Below are 19,187 nucleotides of genomic sequence, written 5' to 3'. Positions count from 1 at the left end.
GCAGGCTCCTGCCTAGGCGCTCTCGGCGGCCAGTTCCCGCACCGCGTCCGCGAAGGCGTCCCCGCGCTTGTTGTAGTTCGCGAACATGTCCATCGACGCACAGGCGGGCGCCAGCAGGACCGTGTCGCCGGGCTCGGCGAGCCGGGCCGCCTCCCGGACCGCCGCGAGCATCGCCCCAGTGTCGGTCCGGTCGAGGTCGACGACCGGGACATCGGGGGCGTGTCGCGCCAGCGCCTCGGCGATGAGCGCCCGGTCGGCGCCGATCAGCACCGCGCCGCGCATCCGCGCGGCCGACTTCTGCACGAGTTCGTCGAAGGTCGCGCCCTTGGCGAGGCCGCCCGCGATCCACACGACGGGCTCGTACGCGGCCAGGGAGGCCTCCGCGGCGTGGGTGTTGGTGGCCTTGGAGTCGTCGACGTACGCGACCCCGGCGACCTCGTCCACGTACGCCACCCGGTGCGCGTCCGGGCGGAAGTCGCGCAGCCCGTCGCGGACCGCGCGCGGCGGGACGCCGAAGGCACGGGCGAGGGCCGCCGCGGCGAGCGCGTTGGCGATGTTGTGCGGGGCGGGCGGGGTGACGTCCGAGACCTCGGCGAGCTCCTGGGCGTTCTTCTGCCGGTTCTCGACGAAGGCGCGGTCGACGAGGATGCCGTCGACGACGCCGAGCATGGAGGGGCCGGGGGCGCCGAGGGTGAAGCCGATGGCGCGGCAGCCCTCCACGACGTCGGCCCCCTCGACGAGCCGCTCGGTGGCGGGGTCGGCCACGTTGTACACGCAGGCGACCGTGTTGCCCTCGTAGATCCGGCCCTTGTCGGCGGCGTACGCCTCCATCGAGCCGTGCCAGTCGAGGTGGTCCGGCGCCAGGTTGAGGACGGCCGCCGAGTGGGCGCGCACGGAGGGCGCCCAGTGCAGCTGGTAGCTGGAGAGCTCGACGGCCAGGACGTCGTACTCCTCCTCGCCCAGCACGACGTCGATGATCGGGGTGCCGATGTTGCCGACGGCCGCGGTCCTCAGGCCGGCGGCCTTCAGGATCGAGGCGAGCATCTGGGTCGTGGTGGTCTTGCCGTTCGTCCCGGTGATCGCGAGCCACGGGGCGGGCGTCCGCCCGGGGCGGGACCCGCGCAGCTGCCAGGCGATCTCGACGTCGCCGACGACGTCGACGCCGGCGGCCGCGGCGGCGGCGAACAGCGGGCTGTCCGGCTTCCAGCCGGGCGAGGTCACGACGAGGTCGGTGCCCTTCGGCAGCGTCTCGGCGTCGCCGAGGCGGACGGAGACGCCGAGGTCCGCGGGTTCCGCGGCCTTGGCGCGGTGGCCCTCGCCGTCCCCGCCGTCCACGACGGTGACCGATGCGCCGAGGCCGGCCAGGGCGCGGGCGGCGCTGATGCCGCTCACGCCGAGACCGGCGACGGTGATGTTCATGCCCTGCCAGGGGGTCACTTGTCGGCTGCCCATCCCGCGTAGAAGAGTCCGAGGCCGACGATCACGCACATGCCCTGGATGATCCAGAAACGGACCACCACGAGCACTTCGGACCAGCCCTTGAGTTCGAAGTGGTGCTGCAGCGGCGCCATCCGGAAGACACGCTTCCCGGTCAGCCGGAACGAGCCGACCTGGATGACCACCGAGAGGGTGATGAGCACGAAGAGGCCGCCGAGGAGGGCGATCAGGAACTCCGTGCGGGAGCAGATCGCCAGGCCGGCGAGTGCGCCGCCGAGGGCCAGCGAGCCGGTGTCACCCATGAAGATCTTGGCGGGCGAGGTGTTCCACCACAGGAAGCCGAAGCAGGCGCCCATGAGCGCGGACGCCACGACCGCGAGGTCGAGCGGGTCGCGCACCTCGAAGCAGGCGTTGGGGTTGGTCAGGGTCTGCGCGTTGGCGCAGGACTCCTGGAACTGCCACACGCCGATGAACGTGTAGGCGCCGAAGACCATCACGGCGGCGCCGGTGGCCAGGCCGTCCAGACCGTCCGTCAGGTTCACGCCGTTGGACATGGCCAGGATCATGAACAGCGCCCAGACCACGAACAGGACGGGGCCGATCGACCAGCCGAAGTCGTTGACGAACGACAGCTTGGTGGAGGCCGGGGCGAGCCCGCGGGCGTCCTTGAACTGCAGCGCCAGCACGGCGAAGGCGATGCCGACGATCAGCTGGCCGGCCATCTTGGCCTTGGCCCGCAGACCGAGCGAGCGTCGCTTGACGATCTTGATGTAGTCGTCGAGGTAACCGACGAGGCCCATACCGGCCATCAGGAACAGCACCAGGACACCGGAGAGCGACGGCGACTGGCCGGTCAGCACCTTCGTCAGGGCGTACGCGATGAGCGTGGCCAGGATGAAGGAGATACCGCCCATGGTGGGCGTGCCCTTCTTCCCGAGGTGGCCGCGCGGGCCGTCGTCGCGGATGAACTGGCCGTAGCCCTTGCGGGCCAGCAGCTTGATCAGCAGCGGGGTGCCGATGACGGTGAGGAACATACCGATGACACCCGCGAACAGGATCTGCCTCATCGGCCGGCGACCTCGCCCTCGGCGCCGTCGAGCAGCGCCTGAGCGACCCGCTCCAGGCCGATCGACCTGGAAGCCTTCACCAGCACGACGTCACCCGGGCGCAGTTCACTGCGCAACAGGTCGATCGCCGCCTGCGCGTCGGACACGAGCACCGACTCCTCACCCCACGAACCCTCGTTATAGGCGCCCAGTTGCAGCCAGGACGCTTCCCTGCCCCCGACTGCGACGAGCTTGCTCACGTTGAGCCGGACGGCAAGCCGTCCCACCGCGTCGTGCTCGGCCAGCGCGGCGTCGCCGAGCTCGGCCATGGGACCGAGCACCGCCCACGTGCGCCCCCCGTTCGCCCTGGCGGCACCGCCCATGGCGGCCAGCGCGCGCAGTGCGGCCCGCATGGACTCGGGGTTCGCGTTGTAGGCGTCGTTGACGACCGTGACGCCGTCCGCTCGCTCGGTGACCTCCATCCGCCACCGGGACAAGGTGCCCGCTCCGGAGAGCGCGGTGGCGATCTCGTCGACGGACATGCCCAGCACGTGGGCGACGGCGGCCGCGGCAAGCGCGTTCGACACGTGGTGCTCACCGTACAGGCGCAAGGTCACTTCACCGCACCCGGTGGGTGTGTGAAGTGTGAAGGAGGGCTGTCCGGCAGGTGTCATCCGGACCTCCGACGCTCGTACGTCGGCGTCCTCGGCCTCGCCGAAGAGCAGCGTGCGGGCCGCGGTGCGGGCGGACATCGCCCGCACCAGGGGGTCGTCGGCGTTGAGGACGGCGACTCCGCCGTCGGCAGCGGCGGGCAGGGCCTCGACCAGCTCGCCCTTGGCGACGGCGATCTGCTCGCGGCCGCCGAACTCGCCGATGTGGGCGGTGCCGACGTTGAGCACGACGCCGATGCGCGGCGGGGTCAGGCCGGTGAGGTAGGCGATGTGCCCGATGCCTCGGGCGCCCATCTCCAGCACCAGGTGCCGGGTTTCCGCGGTGGCGCGCAGCGCGGTGAGCGGCAGGCCGATCTCGTTGTTGAGGGAGCCGGGGGTCCACACGGTGGGCGCGTGGGCCTGGAGCACCTGGGCGATGAGGTCCTTGGTGGAGGTCTTGCCGGCGGAGCCGGTCAGGGCCACCACGTCGGTGCCGAGGCGCTGCACGACGGCCCGGGCGAGGGCGCCGAGCGCCGTCTCGACGTCGGGGACGACGATCGCGGGAACGCCGACGGGCCGGGCGGCGAGGACGGCCGCCGCACCGGAGTCGACGGCCCCCTTCGCGTAGTCGTGGCCGTCGACGTGCTCGCCCGCGAAGGCGGCGAACAGGCTGCCGGCCTCCACTTGGCGGGAGTCGATGACGACGGGCCCGGTGATCCGCACGGACGGATCCGGTATGTCGTGGGGCCGCCCGCCGGTGATGTCGGCGATCTCGGCGAGGGAAAGGGCGATCACTGGTTCACCTCGGCCTGGGGAACGTTCACGTCGTGCTGCCGCGCGGCTCGGTCGCGCGCGGCCTGTGCCTCGATGGCGGTGCGGAGCACCGCGCGGTCGTCGAAGGGGCGTACGACACCGGCGGTGTCCTGGCCCTGCTCGTGGCCCTTGCCGGCCACCAGCACGGTGTCACCGGGCTCGGCGCGCGCCACGGCGGCGGCGATGGCCGCGGCCCGGTCGGCGTCGACGAGGACCGTGCCGCGCTCCTCGGCGGGCACGGAGACGGCGCCCTCGAACATGGCGGCGAGGATCTTCAGCGGGTCCTCGGAGCGCGGGTTGTCCGAGGTCAGGACCGCGGTGTCGGCGAACCGGGCCGCCGCGGCGCCCATCGGGCCGCGCTTGGTGGTGTCGCGGTCGCCGCCGCAGCCGAGCACGATGTGCAGCCGGCCCGCGGTGACCTCGCGCAGCGCCCGCAGCACCGATTCGACGGCGTCGGTCTTGTGCGCGTAGTCGACGACGGCGAGGTACGGCTGCCCCGCGTCGACCCGCTCCAGGCGGCCGGGGACGCCGGGGACCGCGGCGATGCCGTCGGCGGCGGTCTGGGGGTCGAGGCCGGCGGCGGCGAGGGTGGCGATCGCGGCGACGGTGTTGGCGACGTTGAACGGGCCGGGCAGCGGGGCCCTGGCCGACACGCGCTCCCCGTTCGGGCCGAGCACGGTCAGGGTGGAGTCCATGTGCCCGAAGACGACGTCCTCGGCGCGCCAGTCGGCGCCCGGGTCGCCGGCGGCGGAGAAGGTGACGACCGGGATCGCCGACTCCTTGGCGAGGCGGCGGCCGTACTCGTCGTCGACGTTGACCACGCCCAGGCGGGCCCGACGCTCGGTGAAGAGCTGGGCCTTGGCCTGGAAGTAGTCCTCCATGTCGGAGTGGAACTCCATGTGCTCCGGGCTCAGGTTGTTGAAGACGGCGACGTCGAAGACGCAGCCGTCGACCCGGCCGAGCACCAGGGCGTGGCTGGAGACCTCCATGGCGACGGCCTCGACGCCGCGTTCGCGCATGACGGCGAACAGGGCCTGGAGGTCGGTGGCCTCGGGGGTGGTCCGCTCGGACTTGATGCGCTCGTCGCCGATGCGCATCTCGACGGTGCCGACCAGTCCGGTGGGGCGGCCCGCACCGCGCAGGCCGCCCTCGACGAGGTACGCCGTGGTGGTCTTGCCGGAGGTTCCGGTGATGCCGATCTGGAGCAGGCCCTCGCCGGGGTGGCCGTAGATCGCGGCGGCGAGCTCGCCCATCCGGCCGCGGGGGTCCGCGACGGCGAGCACCGGCAGGCCGGTCGCGGCGGCGCGCTCGGCGCCCGCCGGGTCGGTCAGCACGGCCGCGGCGCCGCGGGAGGCGGCCTGGGCGGCGAAGTCGGCACCGTGCATCCGGGCGCCGGGCAGGGCCGCGTACAGGTCACCGGGGCGCACGGCACGGGAGTCGTGCGTGATCCCGGTGATCAGCGGGTCCGACGGCCCGGGCGCGGCGGCGGGGTCCACCAGGGCCGCGAGCTCCCGGAGCGGGGTCGGGCGGGCGGTCGTGGGCCGCGGCGCGCCCGGCGGCGTTGCCGGGGCGTCGTGCTGGGTGGTTCTGGGCTGATCAGCGTGGGGCACGGCGGTGAGCGTACCGGGCGCGGCGGGCCGGTCGCGAAGCGAGGGCCCGCCCGGGACGGGGCCGGAGGGCTGGTTCCCGGGTTTCGGGGTGATCGTTGTCACTGGTGGTGCCTCACGGGTCTGCGGGACGGGACGGGCGGGCCGGGCGGGTCACCGGCCGGACTGCGGGGAGTTCTGGGGGGTGGCCCGGGGGCCGGGTTCGTAGGTGACCGGGAGGCCTGCCGGGGCGCTTCCGGTGGGGGCCACCTGGAGGGTCTTGAGGGCGAACTCCATGACCTTCTTGTAGATGGGGCCGCACACCTGGCCGCCGAAGTAGCTTCCCTTGGTCGGGTTCTGGACGGCGCAGTAGACGGTGATGCGGGGGTTGTCGGCGGGGGCGAAACCGGCGAAGGACGCGGTGTAGCCCTTGTAGCGGCCGGTGGCCGGATCCACCCGGTTGGACGTGCCCGTCTTGCCGCCGACGCGGTAGCCGGGGATGCGGGCCTTGGTGCCGGTGCCCTCCTGGTCGTCGACGACGGACTCGAGCATCTCGGAGAGGGTCTTGGCGGTCTCCCTGCTGATCACACGGGTCTGCTCGGGGGCCGGCGCGGGGGTGAAGCGGCCGTCGGGGCCCTTGGTGCCGCGGACCAGGGTGGGCTCGATGCGGACCCCGCCGTTGGCGATGGTGGAGTACACGGAGGCCGCCTGCATGGCGTTCAGGGACAGGCCCTGGCCGAAGGGGATCGTGTACTGCTGGGAGGTCGACCAGGCCTCGGGGCGGGCGAGGATGCCGCGGGACTCGCCCGGGTAGTTCAGCCCCGTCGGCTGCCCGATGCCGAACTTGGTCAGGTACGAGTACAGGACCTTGTTGGCCTCGGGCTGGGTGGCGCCGAGCTGGCCGGTGGCCAGGATGGTGCCGATGTTGGAGGACTTGGCGAGGACCCCGTTGAGGGTCAGGTACCAGGTCGGGTGGTCGATGTCGTCCTTGAACAGCCGGTCGCCGCGGTGGAGCCGGTTCGGGACCTCGACGCGGGTGTCGGCGGTGGCCTTCTTCTCCTCCAGCACGGCGGCCATGGAGATGACCTTGGCCGTGGAGCCGGGCTCGTACACGTCCTGGAGGGCCGCGTTGCCCATGGCGGCGGAGCTGGCCCGGCTGAGGTCGTTGGGGTCGAAGCCGGGGGCGTTGGCCATGGCCAGTACCTCGCCGGTGCGGGTGTCCTGGACGACGACGTAGCCGCGGTCGGCCTCGGACTTCTGGACCTGCTCGGTGATGGCGCTCTGCGCCGCCCACTGGATGTCCCGGTCGATGGTCAGCTCGACGTCCTCGCCGGGCACGGCGGGCTTGCCGCTGGACCCGGCGGTGGGCACGCGGCGGCCGCCGGACTGGGCGTAGGTGATGGTGCCGTCCTTGCCCGCCAGCTTCCGGTCGAGGGCTGACTCCATGCCGCCGGCGCCCTTGCCCTCGGCGTTGACGTAGCCCAGTATCCCGGCGGCCAGGTCCCCGCCCGGGTACACCCGCTTGCTGCTGTCCTCGTTGAACACGCCGGCCAGGACGTTGGCGCCGGGGCCGTTGTTCCGCTTGTCGGCGATGGCCTTCTCGGCGAAGACCCGTTTGAGGTCCTTGATCTGGTTCCAGACCTGGGGGGTCTGGCGGCGGGCGAGGACGACGTAGCGGGTGTTCTTGGTCTTCAGCCGGGCGGTGAGCTCCCCTGCGTCGGCGTTCAGGATGGGCGCGAGGAGGGCGGCGGCCTGCTCGGGGGCGTCGGGCGCCTTGCTCTCCTGCGGGGTGAACATCTTGGGGTCGGCGGTGATGTCGTACGCGTCGACGCTGGTGGCGAGGGCGACGCCCCTGCGATCGGTGATCTCGCCGCGCTCGGCGGCCAGGGTGTAGCTGGCGAAGCGGTTCTCGGAGGCCTTGGCCGAGTACGTCGCGGCGTCGACGGCCTGTACCTGGAGCAGCCGTACGACGAAGGCCAGCATCACGAGGGCCAGTCCGACGCCGACCAGGCGCAGGCGGGGCCGCGGGCTGCCGAGCCGGATCGTGTGCGGGGTGCGGCCCGCGGGGGGCCGACGGGTCGCGGGGCGGGTGCCGGGCCGCGGCCGGTCGGTGCCGCCGGGGCCGGGCCGCCCGGGGCCGGGCCGCCCGGGGCCGGGCACCTTCCGCCGCGGCGGCTCCTGCGGGCTCACCCGGCCACCTCCGGGTGCCGCGACTCCGGCGCGCCGGGGCGGGGGGATCGCGGGGCGGGGAGAGGCCCCGGGAGGGTCCGGGTCACGACGTCACCTGCCTGGGTTCGGGGTGGGCTGGGGCCCGGGCTGGGGGGCGGACGCCGCCGGGCCCGGCGCGGCGGGGGCGTTCGCCGGGGGCGGGCTCTGCGCCGGCGCGCCGGGCGGCGCCGCCGGGGTTCCGGACGCGACCGGGGGTGCGGCGGGGGGCGTGGCCGGCGGGGCGGCCGGTGTCGGGGACTCGGCGACGGCGGCGGTTCCGGTGACCTTGCCGTCGGGGCCGACGAAGACGGGGCTGCCGCCGGGGACCATGCCCAGTTCCTGGGCGCGGCGCTGGAGCGCGTCGGGCGCCGAGTAGGCGTCGACGTCCCGCTGGAGGGCCTGTTCCTCGTCGGTCAGCGCGGTGGTCTCCTTCTTCAGCCGGGACAGCTGGAAGGAGCCCTCGTTCAGGGCGGAGTTCAGCAGCAGCAGGGTGATCAGCCCGCCGGCGAGCAGCGCCACCACGAGCAGGACGAACGGCGTGCGCGCCGCCTGTCCCGCCGCGGGGCCGCGCAGTCGCCCCGGTCCCGCCGGCCCGGCCCCGCCCCTGTTCACGCGTTCGCCTCCCGGATCCGCTCCACTCCGCGGAAGCGGGCCGGGGCGGCCCGCCGGTTCTCGGCGATCTCCTCCTCGGTGGGCAGTTCGGCGCCGCGGGTGAGGAGCTTCAGCTTCGGCAGGTACTTCTCGGGGACCACCGGCAGGCCCGGCGGGGCGGTGGAGGCGGCCCCGGCGGCGAAGACCTGCTTGACGAGGCGGTCCTCCAGGGAGTGGTAGGAGAGCACCGCGATGCGGCCGCCCACCGCGATGCGGTCCACGGCTGCCGGAACGGCCCGTTCCAGGACGGACAGCTCGCCGTTGACCTCGATGCGCAGCGCCTGGAAGGTGCGCTTGGCCGGGTTGCCGCCGGTGCGCTTGGCCGCCTGCGGCAGGGCGTCGCGGATCAGCTCGACGAGCCGGGCGCTGTTGGTGAACGGCTCCTTCGCGCGCTCGCGCACGATCGCCGAGACGATCCGCTTGGCCTGCTTCTCCTCGCCGTACTGGCGCAGGATCCGTACGAGCTCGCCCGGCGGGTAGGTGTTGAGGACCTCGGCGGCGCTGACGCCGGTCGTCTGGTCCATGCGCATGTCCAGCGGCGCGTCCTGTGCGTAGGCGAACCCGCGGTCGGCCTCGTCGAGCTGCATGGAGGAGACGCCGAGGTCGAAGAGGATGCCCTGGACGGTCGGGATGCCGAGGCGGTCCAGTACGTCGGGCAGCTCGTCGTAGACGGCGTGGACGAGGACGGCCCGGTCCCCGAAGGGGGCCAGCCGCTCGCCGGAGAGGCGCAGGGCCTCCTTGTCGCGGTCGAGGCCGATCAGACGGGCCTCGGGGAATCGGGTCAGCAGGGCCTCGCTGTGGCCTCCGAGGCCGAGGGTGCAGTCGACGACGACGGCCCCCGGCTTCTGGAGCGCCGGGGCCAACAGGTCCAGGCACCGCTGGAGCATCACCGGGACGTGTCGGGACTCGCTGGTCAAAGCGCCCTCTCAGATAACGGCGCGGCAGGCATACGCCGCGCCGCGCACGCGGAGTGTTACCAAGGGGCCGGGCGGCCGGTCAGGGCCGGGCTCCGGCCGGTTCGCGTCACTTTAGTGCACTGCCCCGCGCGGTCAACGAACCGCCCGCGCGCGCCGTAGCGGCTGTCCCCCGAGGAACCCCCGAAAGCCGCGAATCACCCGAACGGCCGCCCCCCGCCCACTCCTGTGGGTTAGCTCACAACAAGACTGGTTGACCTTCTTTGTCCACCCTCACTCCATGCCACGACCAGCGGTGACCACTACCGTCGTAGGCATGACGACTTCCGCATCCCTGCCCGCAGGCTCCGCCGAACTGCCCCCCGGCGGGTCCGTCACCGATCAGCTGGTAGCGGCGAACCGCAGGTATGCCGCGACCTTCCAGGACCCCGGCATGGATGCCCGGCCGGTACTCCGCGTCGCGGTCGTGGCCTGCATGGACGCCCGTCTCGACCTGCACAAGGCGCTCGGCCTGGAGCTGGGCGACTGCCACACGATCCGCAACGCGGGCGGCGTCGTCACCGACGACACGATCCGCTCGCTCACCATCAGCCAGCGCGCCCTCGGCACCCGCAGCGTCATACTCATCCACCACACCGGCTGCGGCCTGGAGAGCCTCACCGAGGACTTCCGGCACGAGCTGGAGGACGAGGTCGGCCAGCGGCCCGCCTGGGCCGTCGAGGCCTTCCGGGACGTTGACCAGGACGTTCGCCAGTCCATGCAGCGGGTCCGCACCAACCCCTTCCTGCCCCACCGCGACGATGTGCGAGGCTTCGTCTTCGACGTGCACACCGGGCTCCTGCGGGAGATCGATCCGGCCTCGTGAGTGACACAGCCCCGTGACGCCGTCAACAATGCGGGGATGACGCCGCCCGGAATCCCGTCCGGGCCGGCGTCCGTGTTGGGGTGGGCCGTCACGCGCGAAGGACGTCGGCCCTACCGGAAAGGGCCGAGGAGTACCAGGTGACGACGTATGACGACAGAGCGAGCCTCGCGGATCTGACGAGCACGGCCGAGCGCGTGCGCGACTCGGTCGAGACCGTGATCGAGGGCAAGCCCGAGGTCGTGCGGATCGCGCTGACCGTGCTGCTCGCCGAGGGCCACCTGCTGATCGAGGACGTGCCCGGCGTCGGCAAGACCATGCTCGCCAAGGCCCTCGCCAAGTCGATCGACTGCTCGGTGCAGCGCATCCAGTTCACGCCGGACCTGCTGCCCTCCGACATCACCGGCGTCAGCATCTACGACCAGCAGCGCCGCGAGTTCGAGTTCAAGCCCGGCGCGATCTTCGCCCAGATCGTCATCGGCGACGAGATCAACCGCGCCTCGCCCAAGACCCAGTCCGCGCTGCTGGAGTCCATGGAGGAGCGGCAGGTCACCATCGACGGCACGACCTACGCCCTGCCGAGCCCCTTCATGGTGGTCGCCACCCAGAACCCGGTGGAGATGGAGGGCACCTACCCGCTGCCCGAGGCCCAGCGCGACCGCTTCATGGCCCGCGTCTCCGTCGGCTACCCCAGCCCGGACGCCGAGCTGCAGATGCTCGACGTGCACGGCGGGCTGTCGCCGCTCGACGACCTCCAGGCCGTCGCGCACGCCCACGACATCACCAAGCTGATCGACGCCGTCCGCGACGTGTACGTGGCCGAGCCGGTCAAGCGCTACGTCGTCGACCTGGTCTCCGCCACCCGCAGCCACCCCGACCTGCGCCTGGGCGCCTCGCCCCGGGCCACCCTGCACCTGCTGCGCGCCGTGAAGGCCTCGGCCGCCCTGTCCGGCCGCGACTACGTCCTGCCCGACGACGCCCAGGCCCTGGCCGGCCCGGTCCTCGCGCACCGGCTGCTGCCCACCGCGCAGGCCCAGCTCAACCGGCGCACCGCCGAGCAGGTCGTCCAGGACATCGTGCAGCGCACCCCCGTCCCGGCCGCCCGGGGCCGCAGCGACATACCGCCCGCCGCCGGCGTCCGGGGCTTCTGATGGGTGCCGGTGCCCCTGGCGGCGCCGGCGGCGTGAGCCGGGGTCCGGGGCGGGGCGGGCTGCGCGCCTCGCTGGCGGGGCTGACCACCCGCGGCCGGTCCTTCCTGGCCGCGGGGACCGCCGCCGCCGCCTGCGCGTACGTGCTCGGCCAGGGCGAACTGCTCCGGGTCGGGCTGCTGCTGGCCGCCCTGCCGCTGGTCTGCGTCCTCGCCCTGCACCGCACCCGCCACCGGGTCGCCGGCAGCCGCCGGCTCACCCCGGCCCGGGTACCCGCCGGCGCCGAGGCCCGGGTGCAGCTGCGCGTCGACAACGTTTCCCGGCTGCCCACCGGGCTGCTGATGCTGCAGGACCGGGTCCCCTACGTGCTCGGGCCCCGGCCCCGCTTCGTGCTGGACCGCGTCGAGCCGGGCGGGCGCCGTGAGGTGTCCTACCGGGTCCGCTCCGACCTGCGCGGCCGCTACCCGCTGGGCCCGCTCCAGCTGCGGCTGACCGACCCGTTCGGGCTGGTCGAGCTGACCCGCTCGTTCAGCACGTACGACCTGCTCACCGTCGTCCCGCGGACCGAGGAGCTGCCGGCGGCCCGGCTGACCGGCGAGACCTCCGGCTACGGCGACGGCAGCCGCCGCGCCCTGGCCCTGGCGGGCGACGACGACGTGATCCCGCGCGGTTACCGGCGCGGCGACGACCTGCGCCGGGTGCACTGGCGCTCCACCGCCCGCTACGGCGAACTGATGGTGCGCCGCGAGGAACAGCCGCAGCGCAGCCGGGCCACCGTCCTGCTGGACACCCGGGCGGTCGCCTTCGAGGGCGCCGGCCCGGACTCCGCCTTCGAGTGGGCCGTGTCGGCGGCCGCCTCGACCCTCGTGCACCTGCTGGAGCGGGGCTTCGCCGTGCGGCTGCTCACCGACACCGGGAGCGCGGTGCCCGGCGAGGGCGGCGGCTTCTCCTCCGGCGGCTCGGAGTCCGCCGAGGCCTCCGGGCTGATGATGGACACCCTCGCGGTCGTCGGGCACTCCGACGGCGCGGGCCTCTCGCGCGCGTACGACGCCCTGCGCAGCGGCGACGGCGGCGGGGGCGGTACGGGCGCCGGCGGCGAGGGGCTGCTCGTCGCCTTCCTCGGCGACCTGGACGACGTACAGACGGAAACGGCGGCGAAGATGCGCGGGCGCAGCGGGGCCGCGGTGGCCTTCGTCCTGGACCCGGACCGCTGGGCCGGGCGCCCGGGCGGGCGGGCGGAGGAGCGGCTGCACCGGCTGCGCGAGACGGGCTGGACGGCGCTGGCCGTGCCGCCCGGGGCGGCGTTCGGTGACCTGTGGCGGCAGGCCGGCAGTGCACCGCTGGGTGCGGAGACCTCGGGAGGCCGGTCATGAGCGGGCGGGCGCGGCTGACGCTGTTCGCGGCACTGGCGACGCTGATGACCTCGTGGTCGCTGGCCTCGCTGGTGGAGTCGTCGGGCTGGCTGCTCCAGGCGGGCCTGCTGCTGGCCGTGCAGAGCGGGGTGGGGGCGGCGGCCCGGCGGGTGCCGATGGCGCGCTGGCTGACCGTGGCCTGCCAGGCGTTGGTGTCGCTGCTGGTGCTGGTCTTCCTCTTCGCGGGGAAGGGCGAGTCCACCGGCACCGGGCCCATGGCCTACCTGGTGACGGACGTCGGCGCGTTGTTCCGGCGCGGCGTGCAGGACGTGGCCGAGTTCGCGATACCGGCGCCGCTGACGGACGGCATCCGACTGCTGCTGCTGGCCGGGGTGCTGCTGATCGGGCTGCTGGTGGACCTGCTGGCGGTGACGCTGCGCAGCGCCGCGGCGGCCGGGCTGCCGCTGCTCGCGCTGTACTCGGTGGCCGCCGGGCTGTCCGGCGGCCAGGGCGGCGCCTGGTTCGCGTTCCTGCTGGCCGGCGGCGGCTACCTGGTGCTGCTGCTGGCCGAGGGCCGGGACCGGCTGGCCCAGTGGGGCCGGGTCTTCGGCGCGGCCCCGCCCGGGCGGGTGTCGGCGGCCTCCGGGTACGGGGGCGGCGCGGGCTCGGGCCAGGCGGTGTCCCCCGTGCGCACCGGTCGGCGGATCGGCGCGGTGGCGCTGGGCGTCGCGCTGGCGGTGCCGGCGGTGCTGCCCCCGCTGGGTGGCGGGCTGCTGGCCCGCCAGGGCGAGGCCGAGGCCGGCGGGAACGGGGTCGGCGGGACCATCTCGGCGGTCAACCCGCTCGTCTCGCTGCAGGGCAGCCTGAACGCGCAGGACAACCGGGTGGTGCTGAAGTACCGCACGGACAGCCCGCAGCTGAGCGACCAGTACCTGCGGATCCTGGCGCTGGACGAGTTCAACGGCGTCAAGTGGGAGGCCTCGCCGCGCGCCCTGACCGACGTGCCCGAGCGGCTGCCGGTCCCGCCCGGCCTGGGCGAGCAGGTCCGCAAGAACGCCGTCGAGGTCCGCACCAACCTCTCCGCGGCCGACACGTACGCGCAGCGGTACCTGCCGATGCCGTACCCGGCGACGTCCGTGGACATCCCCGGCAAGTGGCGGTTCGAGCCGGTCGGCCGGACCCTCGTCGGGGACCAGCTGGGCAAGGACCGCTACCAGAACGTCCAGGGCGCGGTGTACCAGGTGCGCAGCCTGCTGCTGCGGCCGACGGCGGCGCAGCTGAAGGCCGCCCCGGAGCCGGACCGGGCGGTCCGCGAGGAGTACACGAGGCTGCCGGACAACCTGCCGCCGGTGGTCGCGGAGACCGCCCGCCAGGTCACCAGGGGCGCGAAGGACGACTACACGCGCGCCGTGGCCCTGCAGGACTTCTTCGCGGTGAGCGGCGGGTTCCGCTACGACACGAAGGTGGCCTCGGGGACCGGGCCGACGGCCATCGCCCGGTTCCTGGAGGACAAGGAGGGCTTCTGCGTCCACTTCGCGTTCTCGATGGCGGCGATGTCGCGTTCGCTCGGCATCCCGGCGCGGGTGGCGGTGGGCTTCACCCCGGGCGAGCGGCAGGCGGACGGCAGCGTCAACGTGACCATGCGGGACGCGCACGCCTGGCCGGAGCTGTACTTCGAGGGCATCGGCTGGACCCGGTTCGAGCCCACGCCGCGGCAGGGCATCAGCCTGCCGGACTACTCGCGCACCGACCGGCCGGCGGCGCAGCCCTCGGCCCCGGCCCCGCTGCCGTCGCAGAGCGCGGCGCAGCCGTCGGCGGAGCCGTCGAAGGCCGACGCCTGCCCGCCGGAGCTGAAGAAGCTGGGCGAGTGCGGCGGCGCCGCGCCGCAGCAGAACGCGGGCGGCGGGGGCGGCGGCCCGTCGGTGACGGCGGTGCTCGGCTGGACGGGCGCGGTGCTGGCGCTGCTGGCCGTCCCGCTGCTGCCGCTGCTGTGGCGCAGCCGGGTCCGGGCCCGGCGGCTGGCCGCCGACGGAGTCCTGCCGGCCTGGCAGGAGTTGGGCGACGCCGCCTGGGACGTGGGCATCGCCCCGGACGGGGCCCTGTCGCCGCGCCGGGCCGCGTCCCGGCTGGTGGAGTCGGGCCGGCTGGAGCCGGAGGCCGCAGAGGCGGTGCACCGGGTCGCCGGGGCGCTGGAGCGCGCGCTGTACGCCCCGCCCGGCGCGGACCCGTACCGGCCGGCGCAGGACGTGCTGCTGGCGCGGGCCGCGCTGCTGGCCGGGGTGGGCCGGCTCGGCCGGCTGCGGGCGCTGCTGCTGCCGCGCTCCGCGGTCCGGTTGCGCTGGGCGGCCGAGGCGCGCCGCGACGCCTGGGCGGAGGCGGTCCGCGGCCGGCTGGCCGGACTGGCCCGGCTGGTGGCGCGTATCCCGCGGCCGCGGCTGCGCCTGCCGATGCGGGACCGCGGCTGAGGCGCGGCGCTACGTGAAAACGCCGGCGCGGCGAGGCTCGATCCCCCCGAGCCCCGCCGCGCCGGCGTTACAGCACCACCGGGGTCCCACTCCCCCTGTTTCCCGGTGACGGCGGAAGACCCGGTCCGCACCGGCCGCCCCGTGTCGGCGGTCCGGACCGGGCCCCCGTCCGTTGCCCCCAGTCTGTCGTCCGCGCAGGTGGGGGCCCATCCGCGCAGGTACTCATTTCCTCGCGTGAGTACGGGTACTCAGGCTCCGCGGCGGACCGGCGGCAGGCCCCACCAGTTGTACGCGGCCGGGCCCGCCGGCAGAACCGCCGATCGGGGGGCGGCGGTCAGCGGTTGCCGCTGACCCGTCCGCGCAGCAGCAGCGACAGCGCCGAGTGGACGTCGTCCAGCGACCGCTCGCGCTGGAAGGACTGCCAGTCCAGTGCGGCCACCAGCACCATCCCGACCAGCGCGGCCGCGGTCAGCGGCACGTCGATCTCCGCGCTGAGCTCGCCGCGCTCCACGCCCTCGCGCAGCACGGTCTCCACGACGGCCACCGCCTCCCGGCGGACCACCATGAGGGTGCCCTGCCAGGTCCGGTTGGTGCGCCACAGTTCGGCCACGTACAGCTGGGTGAAGGCGGGGTAGCGGTCGATGAAGACCAGGCCGGCCCGGATCATCGCGTCGAGCGCCTCGACCCGGTTGCCGCCGTTCGCCTCGGTCTCCTCGGCCGCCGCCCGCAGGGAGGCGGTGAGCAGTCCGACGCCGTGCCGCAGCAGCTCCTCGAAGAGCTCGTTCTTGCTGGCGAAGTTGTAGTAGACGGTGCCCTTCGCGACGCCCGCCCGCTCGGCGATCTCGTCGACCGTGGTCGCGGAGAAGCCCTGTTCGGCGATGAGGGTGACGGCCGCTTCGTAGAGCTTCTGGCGCGTCGCCTGGCGGCGGCCGCCGCCGGCGGTGGTGCTACTGCTGTCCATGTGGCTGATTCTCACAGGTCACCCGGTCCCTAGAGACTCAGTTCGGGGTGGAGCCGGTCCATCGTCCAGACCTGCTTGCCGCGGGCGGCGAGCGAGGTGAGGGCGAGGGCGCCCGCGGTGAAGGCGAGCAGGACCGCGCCGCCCTGCCAGACGGGGGCCAGGTCGCCGCCGGTGATCAGGCGGCGCAGGCCCTCGACGATGTACGACATCGGCAGGTACGGGTGGATGGCGTTGAAGAAGCCCGGGCTGGTCTCGACGGGGTAGGTACCGCCGGCCGAGGTCAGCTGGAGCATCAGCACGGCCAGCACCAGGATCCGGCCCGCGGCGCCGAACTTGGCGTTCAGCCACTGCACGATCGCCGCGAAGCAGCCGGTGACCAGGACCAGGAAGCCGATGGTCAGGGCCGGGTGCTCCATCTCCAGGCCGAGGCCCCAGTGCAGGACGGACATCAGCATGCCGACCTGGAGGGCGCCGAGACCGGCCACGGGCAGCCAGCCGGCGAGCGCGATCCGCCAGGGCGAGGCACCGGCGGCCAGGGCGCGCCGGTTCATCGGCGCGATCAGCATGTACGCGACCATCGCGCCGACCCAGAGGGAGAGCGGGATGAAGTACGGGGCGAAGCCGGTGCCGTAGTTGGGCGCCTTGTGCAGGGACTGGTTCGCGAGCTTGATGGGGTCGGCCATGACCTCGGTGCGGGCGTCGCGCTGCTGCTGGTCGTAGTCCGGGATCTTGCCGACGCCCTCGTGCAGGCCGTCGGCCAGGCTGCCGTTGCCGTCGGCCAGCTTGTACAGGCCGCCGTCGAGGCTGTGCGCACCGTCGCCGATCTTGCCGACGCCGTCACCGATGGCCGCGGAGCCGCTGGTGGCCTTGCCGAGGCCGGCGTGCAGCTGGGACATGCCGTCGGCGACCTTGTGGGCGCCGTCGTTGAGGGCGTTGATGGCGGCGGCCTTCGCGTCGAGCTTGGCAGACAGCTCGGGGGCGCCCGTCGCGAGCTTTCGGGCCTTCTGCTCCAGGTCGCCGAGCTGCTTGCGGAGCGTGGCGATGTCGCCGTTCGAGTCCTTGGCCAGGGTGTCGACGTCGCCGGTGAGCCGGGCGGCTTCGGCGGTGGTGTCCTTCAGCTTCTTCAGGTTGTCGCAGCTGGCCGGGAGCGGCTTGGCGACGGCCCCCGTGCAGGTGCGAGTGTAGGTGTCGGCGGCCAGGTCCGCGGCCTGCTTGCTGACCCTGGCGGCGGCGGGGGCCTTCTTGGTGAAGGCGTCGAGGTGGTTGCTGACGACCTTGGCGGTGTCGGCCACGAGCAGGGCCGCGTCGGCGACCTGCTTGGGGTTCTGAAGGTACGGGCGGGTCTGGGAGGCGATGCCGTTGAACTGGTCGGCGAGCTGCTGGGTGCCGTCGGCGACGCCCTTCGAGCCGGACTTCAGCTTGGCGGCGGCCGAGCCCAGCTTCTCCAGCCCGCCGGTGAGCTCGCCGTTCTTCTGCTCGACCTTGTCGAGGTTGTCGGCGATCTCCTTCGCGCCCTCCTGGGCCTTGGTCGCGCCGTCCTTGAGCTTGGAGGCACCGTCGGCGGCCTCGGCGGTCTTGTCGTGCAGGTCGGAGAAGGAGACGAAGATCTTGTCGAGGAACTTCCGGGAGGCGTTCGTGGAGGCCGCGGTGCGGACCTCGGCGAACACCGTGCGGGAGATCGAGCCGACGATGTAGTTGTTCGCGTCGTTGGTGCGGACCTGGAGGGCCCCGGTGGTCGGGTCGTCACCGGAGCTGGAGGCGATCTTCTCGCTGAAGTCGGCCGGCATGGTCAGGGACAGGTAGTACTTCCCGTCCTCCATGCCCTTGGCCGCCTCCTTCGCGCTCACCTCGTGCCACTCGAAGGTCTTGCTGTCGCGCAGCTTCCTCGTGATGTCCGCGCCGGCCTCCAGGCGGTTGCCGTCGACGGTGGCGCCCTTGTCGGCGTTGACCAGGGCGACGGGCACCCGGTCGAGGCGGCTGTACGGGTCCCAGAAGGACCACAGGTACAGGGCTCCGTAGAGCAGCGGCAGCAGGAGCAGCGCGACGAGGGCGGCCCGGGGCAGCTTCCCCCGCCCGAACCGCTTCAGCTCAAGCGCGGCCAGTTTCGGCGAGCGCATCGTCCGTCCCCTTCGTGTCGTCTGTCTCGTCTTCGGGCCGGTCGTCGGCCCCGGAACCGTCCGTGGCGCCCTCGGCCCCGCCCTTCGTCACGGGCTTCGTCTCGGCCGTGCCGGTGTCCGTCGCCGCGGGCTTCGCGGTGTCCTTCCGGGGAGGCTTCGATTCGGGCTTCGCGGCGGGCTTCGGCCCGGGCTTCGCCTCGGGCTCGGCGCCCGTGCGCAGGACCCGTACGCCCTGCGGGGCCTGGCTGCAGACGGCGAGGACGGTGGTCCCCGCCTCGGCGATCGAGCGGAGCATGGCCCAGGCCTCGGCGCGCTCGGCGTCCGAGAGCTTGAGGTCGAGGTCGTCCAGGGCCAGCAGCCGCGGGGAGCCCAGCAGCGCGATGGCCACGGACAGCCGGACGGCCTCCAGGCGGTCGAGGTCCCGGACGGAGGTGCGCGGGCCCTTGGGCAGCGTGTCCAGGTCCAGGCCGGCGGCGGCCAGGGCGGCGTCGATACGGTCCGCGGTGGCGGTGCGGCGCTCGCCGCGGGGCCGCAGCAGGGCGCGGACCGGGCCCTCGTAGCGGCGCTGGAGCAGCGCGCCCTCGCGCAGCTGCTCGCCGACGGTGAGGGCCTGGTCGAGGTCGTTGACCCCGGAGACCGGGCCGAGGGCGGCCACGCGCCGGACGGCGGCCATGCGCTTCGGCAGGCGGTGTCCGGCGACCTCGGCGTGGCCCTCGCTCGGCTTCATGCGCCCGGTGAGGGCGAGGAGCAGACAGGTCCGGCCGCTGCCCGAGGGGCCCTCCAGGGCGATGAGCGAGCCGGGACCGGCATCGATGCCCACCCCCCGGAACACCCAGCCGCGCGGGCCCTTGAGTCCGAAGTTCTCGGCTTTGACGGCCGCGCCGTGCGGGCTGTCCACGCCGACCCCCTCTCTTTTGAACTGACCGGTCAGTTCAAAAGTTACCACCCCTGGGCCGACCCCGCACGGAGGGGGGTGA

14 protein-coding genes are annotated in these 19,187 nt (G+C 73.8%); 4 read left to right on the top strand and 10 right to left on the bottom strand.

Annotated elements, in window-relative coordinates:
- Window positions 1-12 precede the first annotated feature (12 nt).
- From murD to rsmH, 7 genes are all read right to left on the bottom strand, one after another.
- Window positions 13-1,452: a UDP-N-acetylmuramoyl-L-alanine--D-glutamate ligase gene (gene murD, locus ACSHWO_RS24780; RefSeq protein WP_438315006.1), complete on the bottom strand. Its 1,440-nt coding sequence runs from the start codon at window positions 1,450-1,452 to the stop codon at window positions 13-15.
- A complete protein-coding gene (mraY, locus tag ACSHWO_RS24775) occupies window positions 1,434-2,504 on the bottom strand; it encodes a phospho-N-acetylmuramoyl-pentapeptide-transferase (protein ID WP_361088232.1) in 1,071 nt (356 codons plus the stop codon). The genes murD and mraY overlap by 19 nt, the downstream gene beginning before the upstream one ends.
- Window positions 2,501-3,928, bottom strand: coding sequence for a UDP-N-acetylmuramoyl-tripeptide--D-alanyl-D-alanine ligase (locus ACSHWO_RS24770; protein WP_385821929.1), 1,428 nt, complete (start codon window positions 3,926-3,928; stop codon window positions 2,501-2,503). Before ACSHWO_RS24770 ends, mraY begins: the two co-directional genes overlap by 4 nt.
- Complete coding sequence (locus ACSHWO_RS24765) at window positions 3,925-5,658, bottom strand: UDP-N-acetylmuramoyl-L-alanyl-D-glutamate--2,6-diaminopimelate ligase (protein ID WP_361088238.1); 1,734 nt, start codon at window positions 5,656-5,658, stop codon at window positions 3,925-3,927. The genes ACSHWO_RS24770 and ACSHWO_RS24765 overlap by 4 nt, the downstream gene beginning before the upstream one ends.
- A 48-nt stretch (window positions 5,659-5,706) precedes the next feature.
- Window positions 5,707-7,722 (bottom strand): peptidoglycan D,D-transpeptidase FtsI family protein, encoded by a 2,016-nt coding sequence (locus ACSHWO_RS24760; protein WP_438315000.1) that lies wholly within the window; start codon window positions 7,720-7,722, stop codon window positions 5,707-5,709.
- A 90-nt stretch (window positions 7,723-7,812) separates the two neighbouring features.
- Entirely contained in the window at window positions 7,813-8,352 is a 540-nt protein-coding gene (locus ACSHWO_RS24755) for a hypothetical protein (RefSeq protein ID WP_438314997.1), read from the bottom strand.
- Entirely contained in the window at window positions 8,349-9,278 is a 930-nt protein-coding gene (rsmH, locus tag ACSHWO_RS24750) for a 16S rRNA (cytosine(1402)-N(4))-methyltransferase RsmH (RefSeq protein WP_438319265.1), read from the bottom strand. Before rsmH ends, ACSHWO_RS24755 begins: the two co-directional genes overlap by 4 nt.
- Window positions 9,279-9,621: 343 nt before the next feature.
- Between rsmH and ACSHWO_RS24745 the strand changes: the two genes are divergently transcribed.
- From ACSHWO_RS24745 to ACSHWO_RS24730, 4 genes are all read left to right on the top strand, one after another.
- The gene (locus ACSHWO_RS24745) at window positions 9,622-10,170 is read left to right on the top strand and encodes a beta-class carbonic anhydrase (RefSeq protein ID WP_438314994.1); all 549 of its coding nucleotides are present in this window, start codon (window positions 9,622-9,624) and stop codon (window positions 10,168-10,170) included.
- A 137-nt stretch (window positions 10,171-10,307) separates the two neighbouring features.
- On the top strand, window positions 10,308-11,318 hold the full coding sequence (locus ACSHWO_RS24740; RefSeq protein ID WP_361088250.1) for an AAA family ATPase: 1,011 nt from the start codon (window positions 10,308-10,310) through the stop codon (window positions 11,316-11,318).
- Window positions 11,318-12,688 carry a DUF58 domain-containing protein gene (locus ACSHWO_RS24735; RefSeq protein ID WP_438314991.1) on the top strand — a complete coding sequence of 457 codons (1,371 nt, stop codon included), beginning with the start codon at window positions 11,318-11,320 and terminating at the stop codon, window positions 12,686-12,688. The genes ACSHWO_RS24740 and ACSHWO_RS24735 overlap by 1 nt, the downstream gene beginning before the upstream one ends.
- A complete protein-coding gene (locus tag ACSHWO_RS24730; RefSeq protein WP_438314988.1) occupies window positions 12,685-15,132 on the top strand; it encodes a transglutaminaseTgpA domain-containing protein in 2,448 nt (815 codons plus the stop codon). The genes ACSHWO_RS24735 and ACSHWO_RS24730 overlap by 4 nt, the downstream gene beginning before the upstream one ends.
- A 334-nt stretch (window positions 15,133-15,466) precedes the next feature.
- Here the strand turns inward: ACSHWO_RS24730 and ACSHWO_RS24725 are convergent, their stop codons facing one another.
- Genes ACSHWO_RS24725 through ACSHWO_RS24715 form a run of 3 tightly spaced genes read right to left on the bottom strand, consistent with a single transcriptional unit; the run spans window position 15,467 to window position 19,108 of the window.
- On the bottom strand, window positions 15,467-16,093 hold the full coding sequence (locus ACSHWO_RS24725; protein WP_361088259.1) for a TetR/AcrR family transcriptional regulator: 627 nt from the start codon (window positions 16,091-16,093) through the stop codon (window positions 15,467-15,469).
- A gap of 29 nt (window positions 16,094-16,122) precedes the next feature.
- Entirely contained in the window at window positions 16,123-18,210 is a 2,088-nt protein-coding gene (locus ACSHWO_RS24720) for a YhgE/Pip family protein (RefSeq protein WP_438314985.1), read from the bottom strand.
- Window positions 18,182-19,108, bottom strand: coding sequence for an ATP-binding cassette domain-containing protein (locus tag ACSHWO_RS24715; protein ID WP_438314982.1), 927 nt, complete (start codon window positions 19,106-19,108; stop codon window positions 18,182-18,184). Before ACSHWO_RS24715 ends, ACSHWO_RS24720 begins: the two co-directional genes overlap by 29 nt.
- Between the last annotated feature and the right edge of the window lie 79 nt (window positions 19,109-19,187).

Origin of the sequence: Streptomyces pallidus (ex Mingjun et al. 2026) (assembly GCF_051550185.1) — a bacterium.
In the GTDB taxonomy this organism is placed as follows: domain Bacteria; phylum Actinomycetota; class Actinomycetes; order Streptomycetales; family Streptomycetaceae; genus Streptomyces.
The sequence above is the reverse complement of the archived record's forward strand: the minus strand, read 5'-3'. Positions and strand labels throughout refer to the sequence as shown.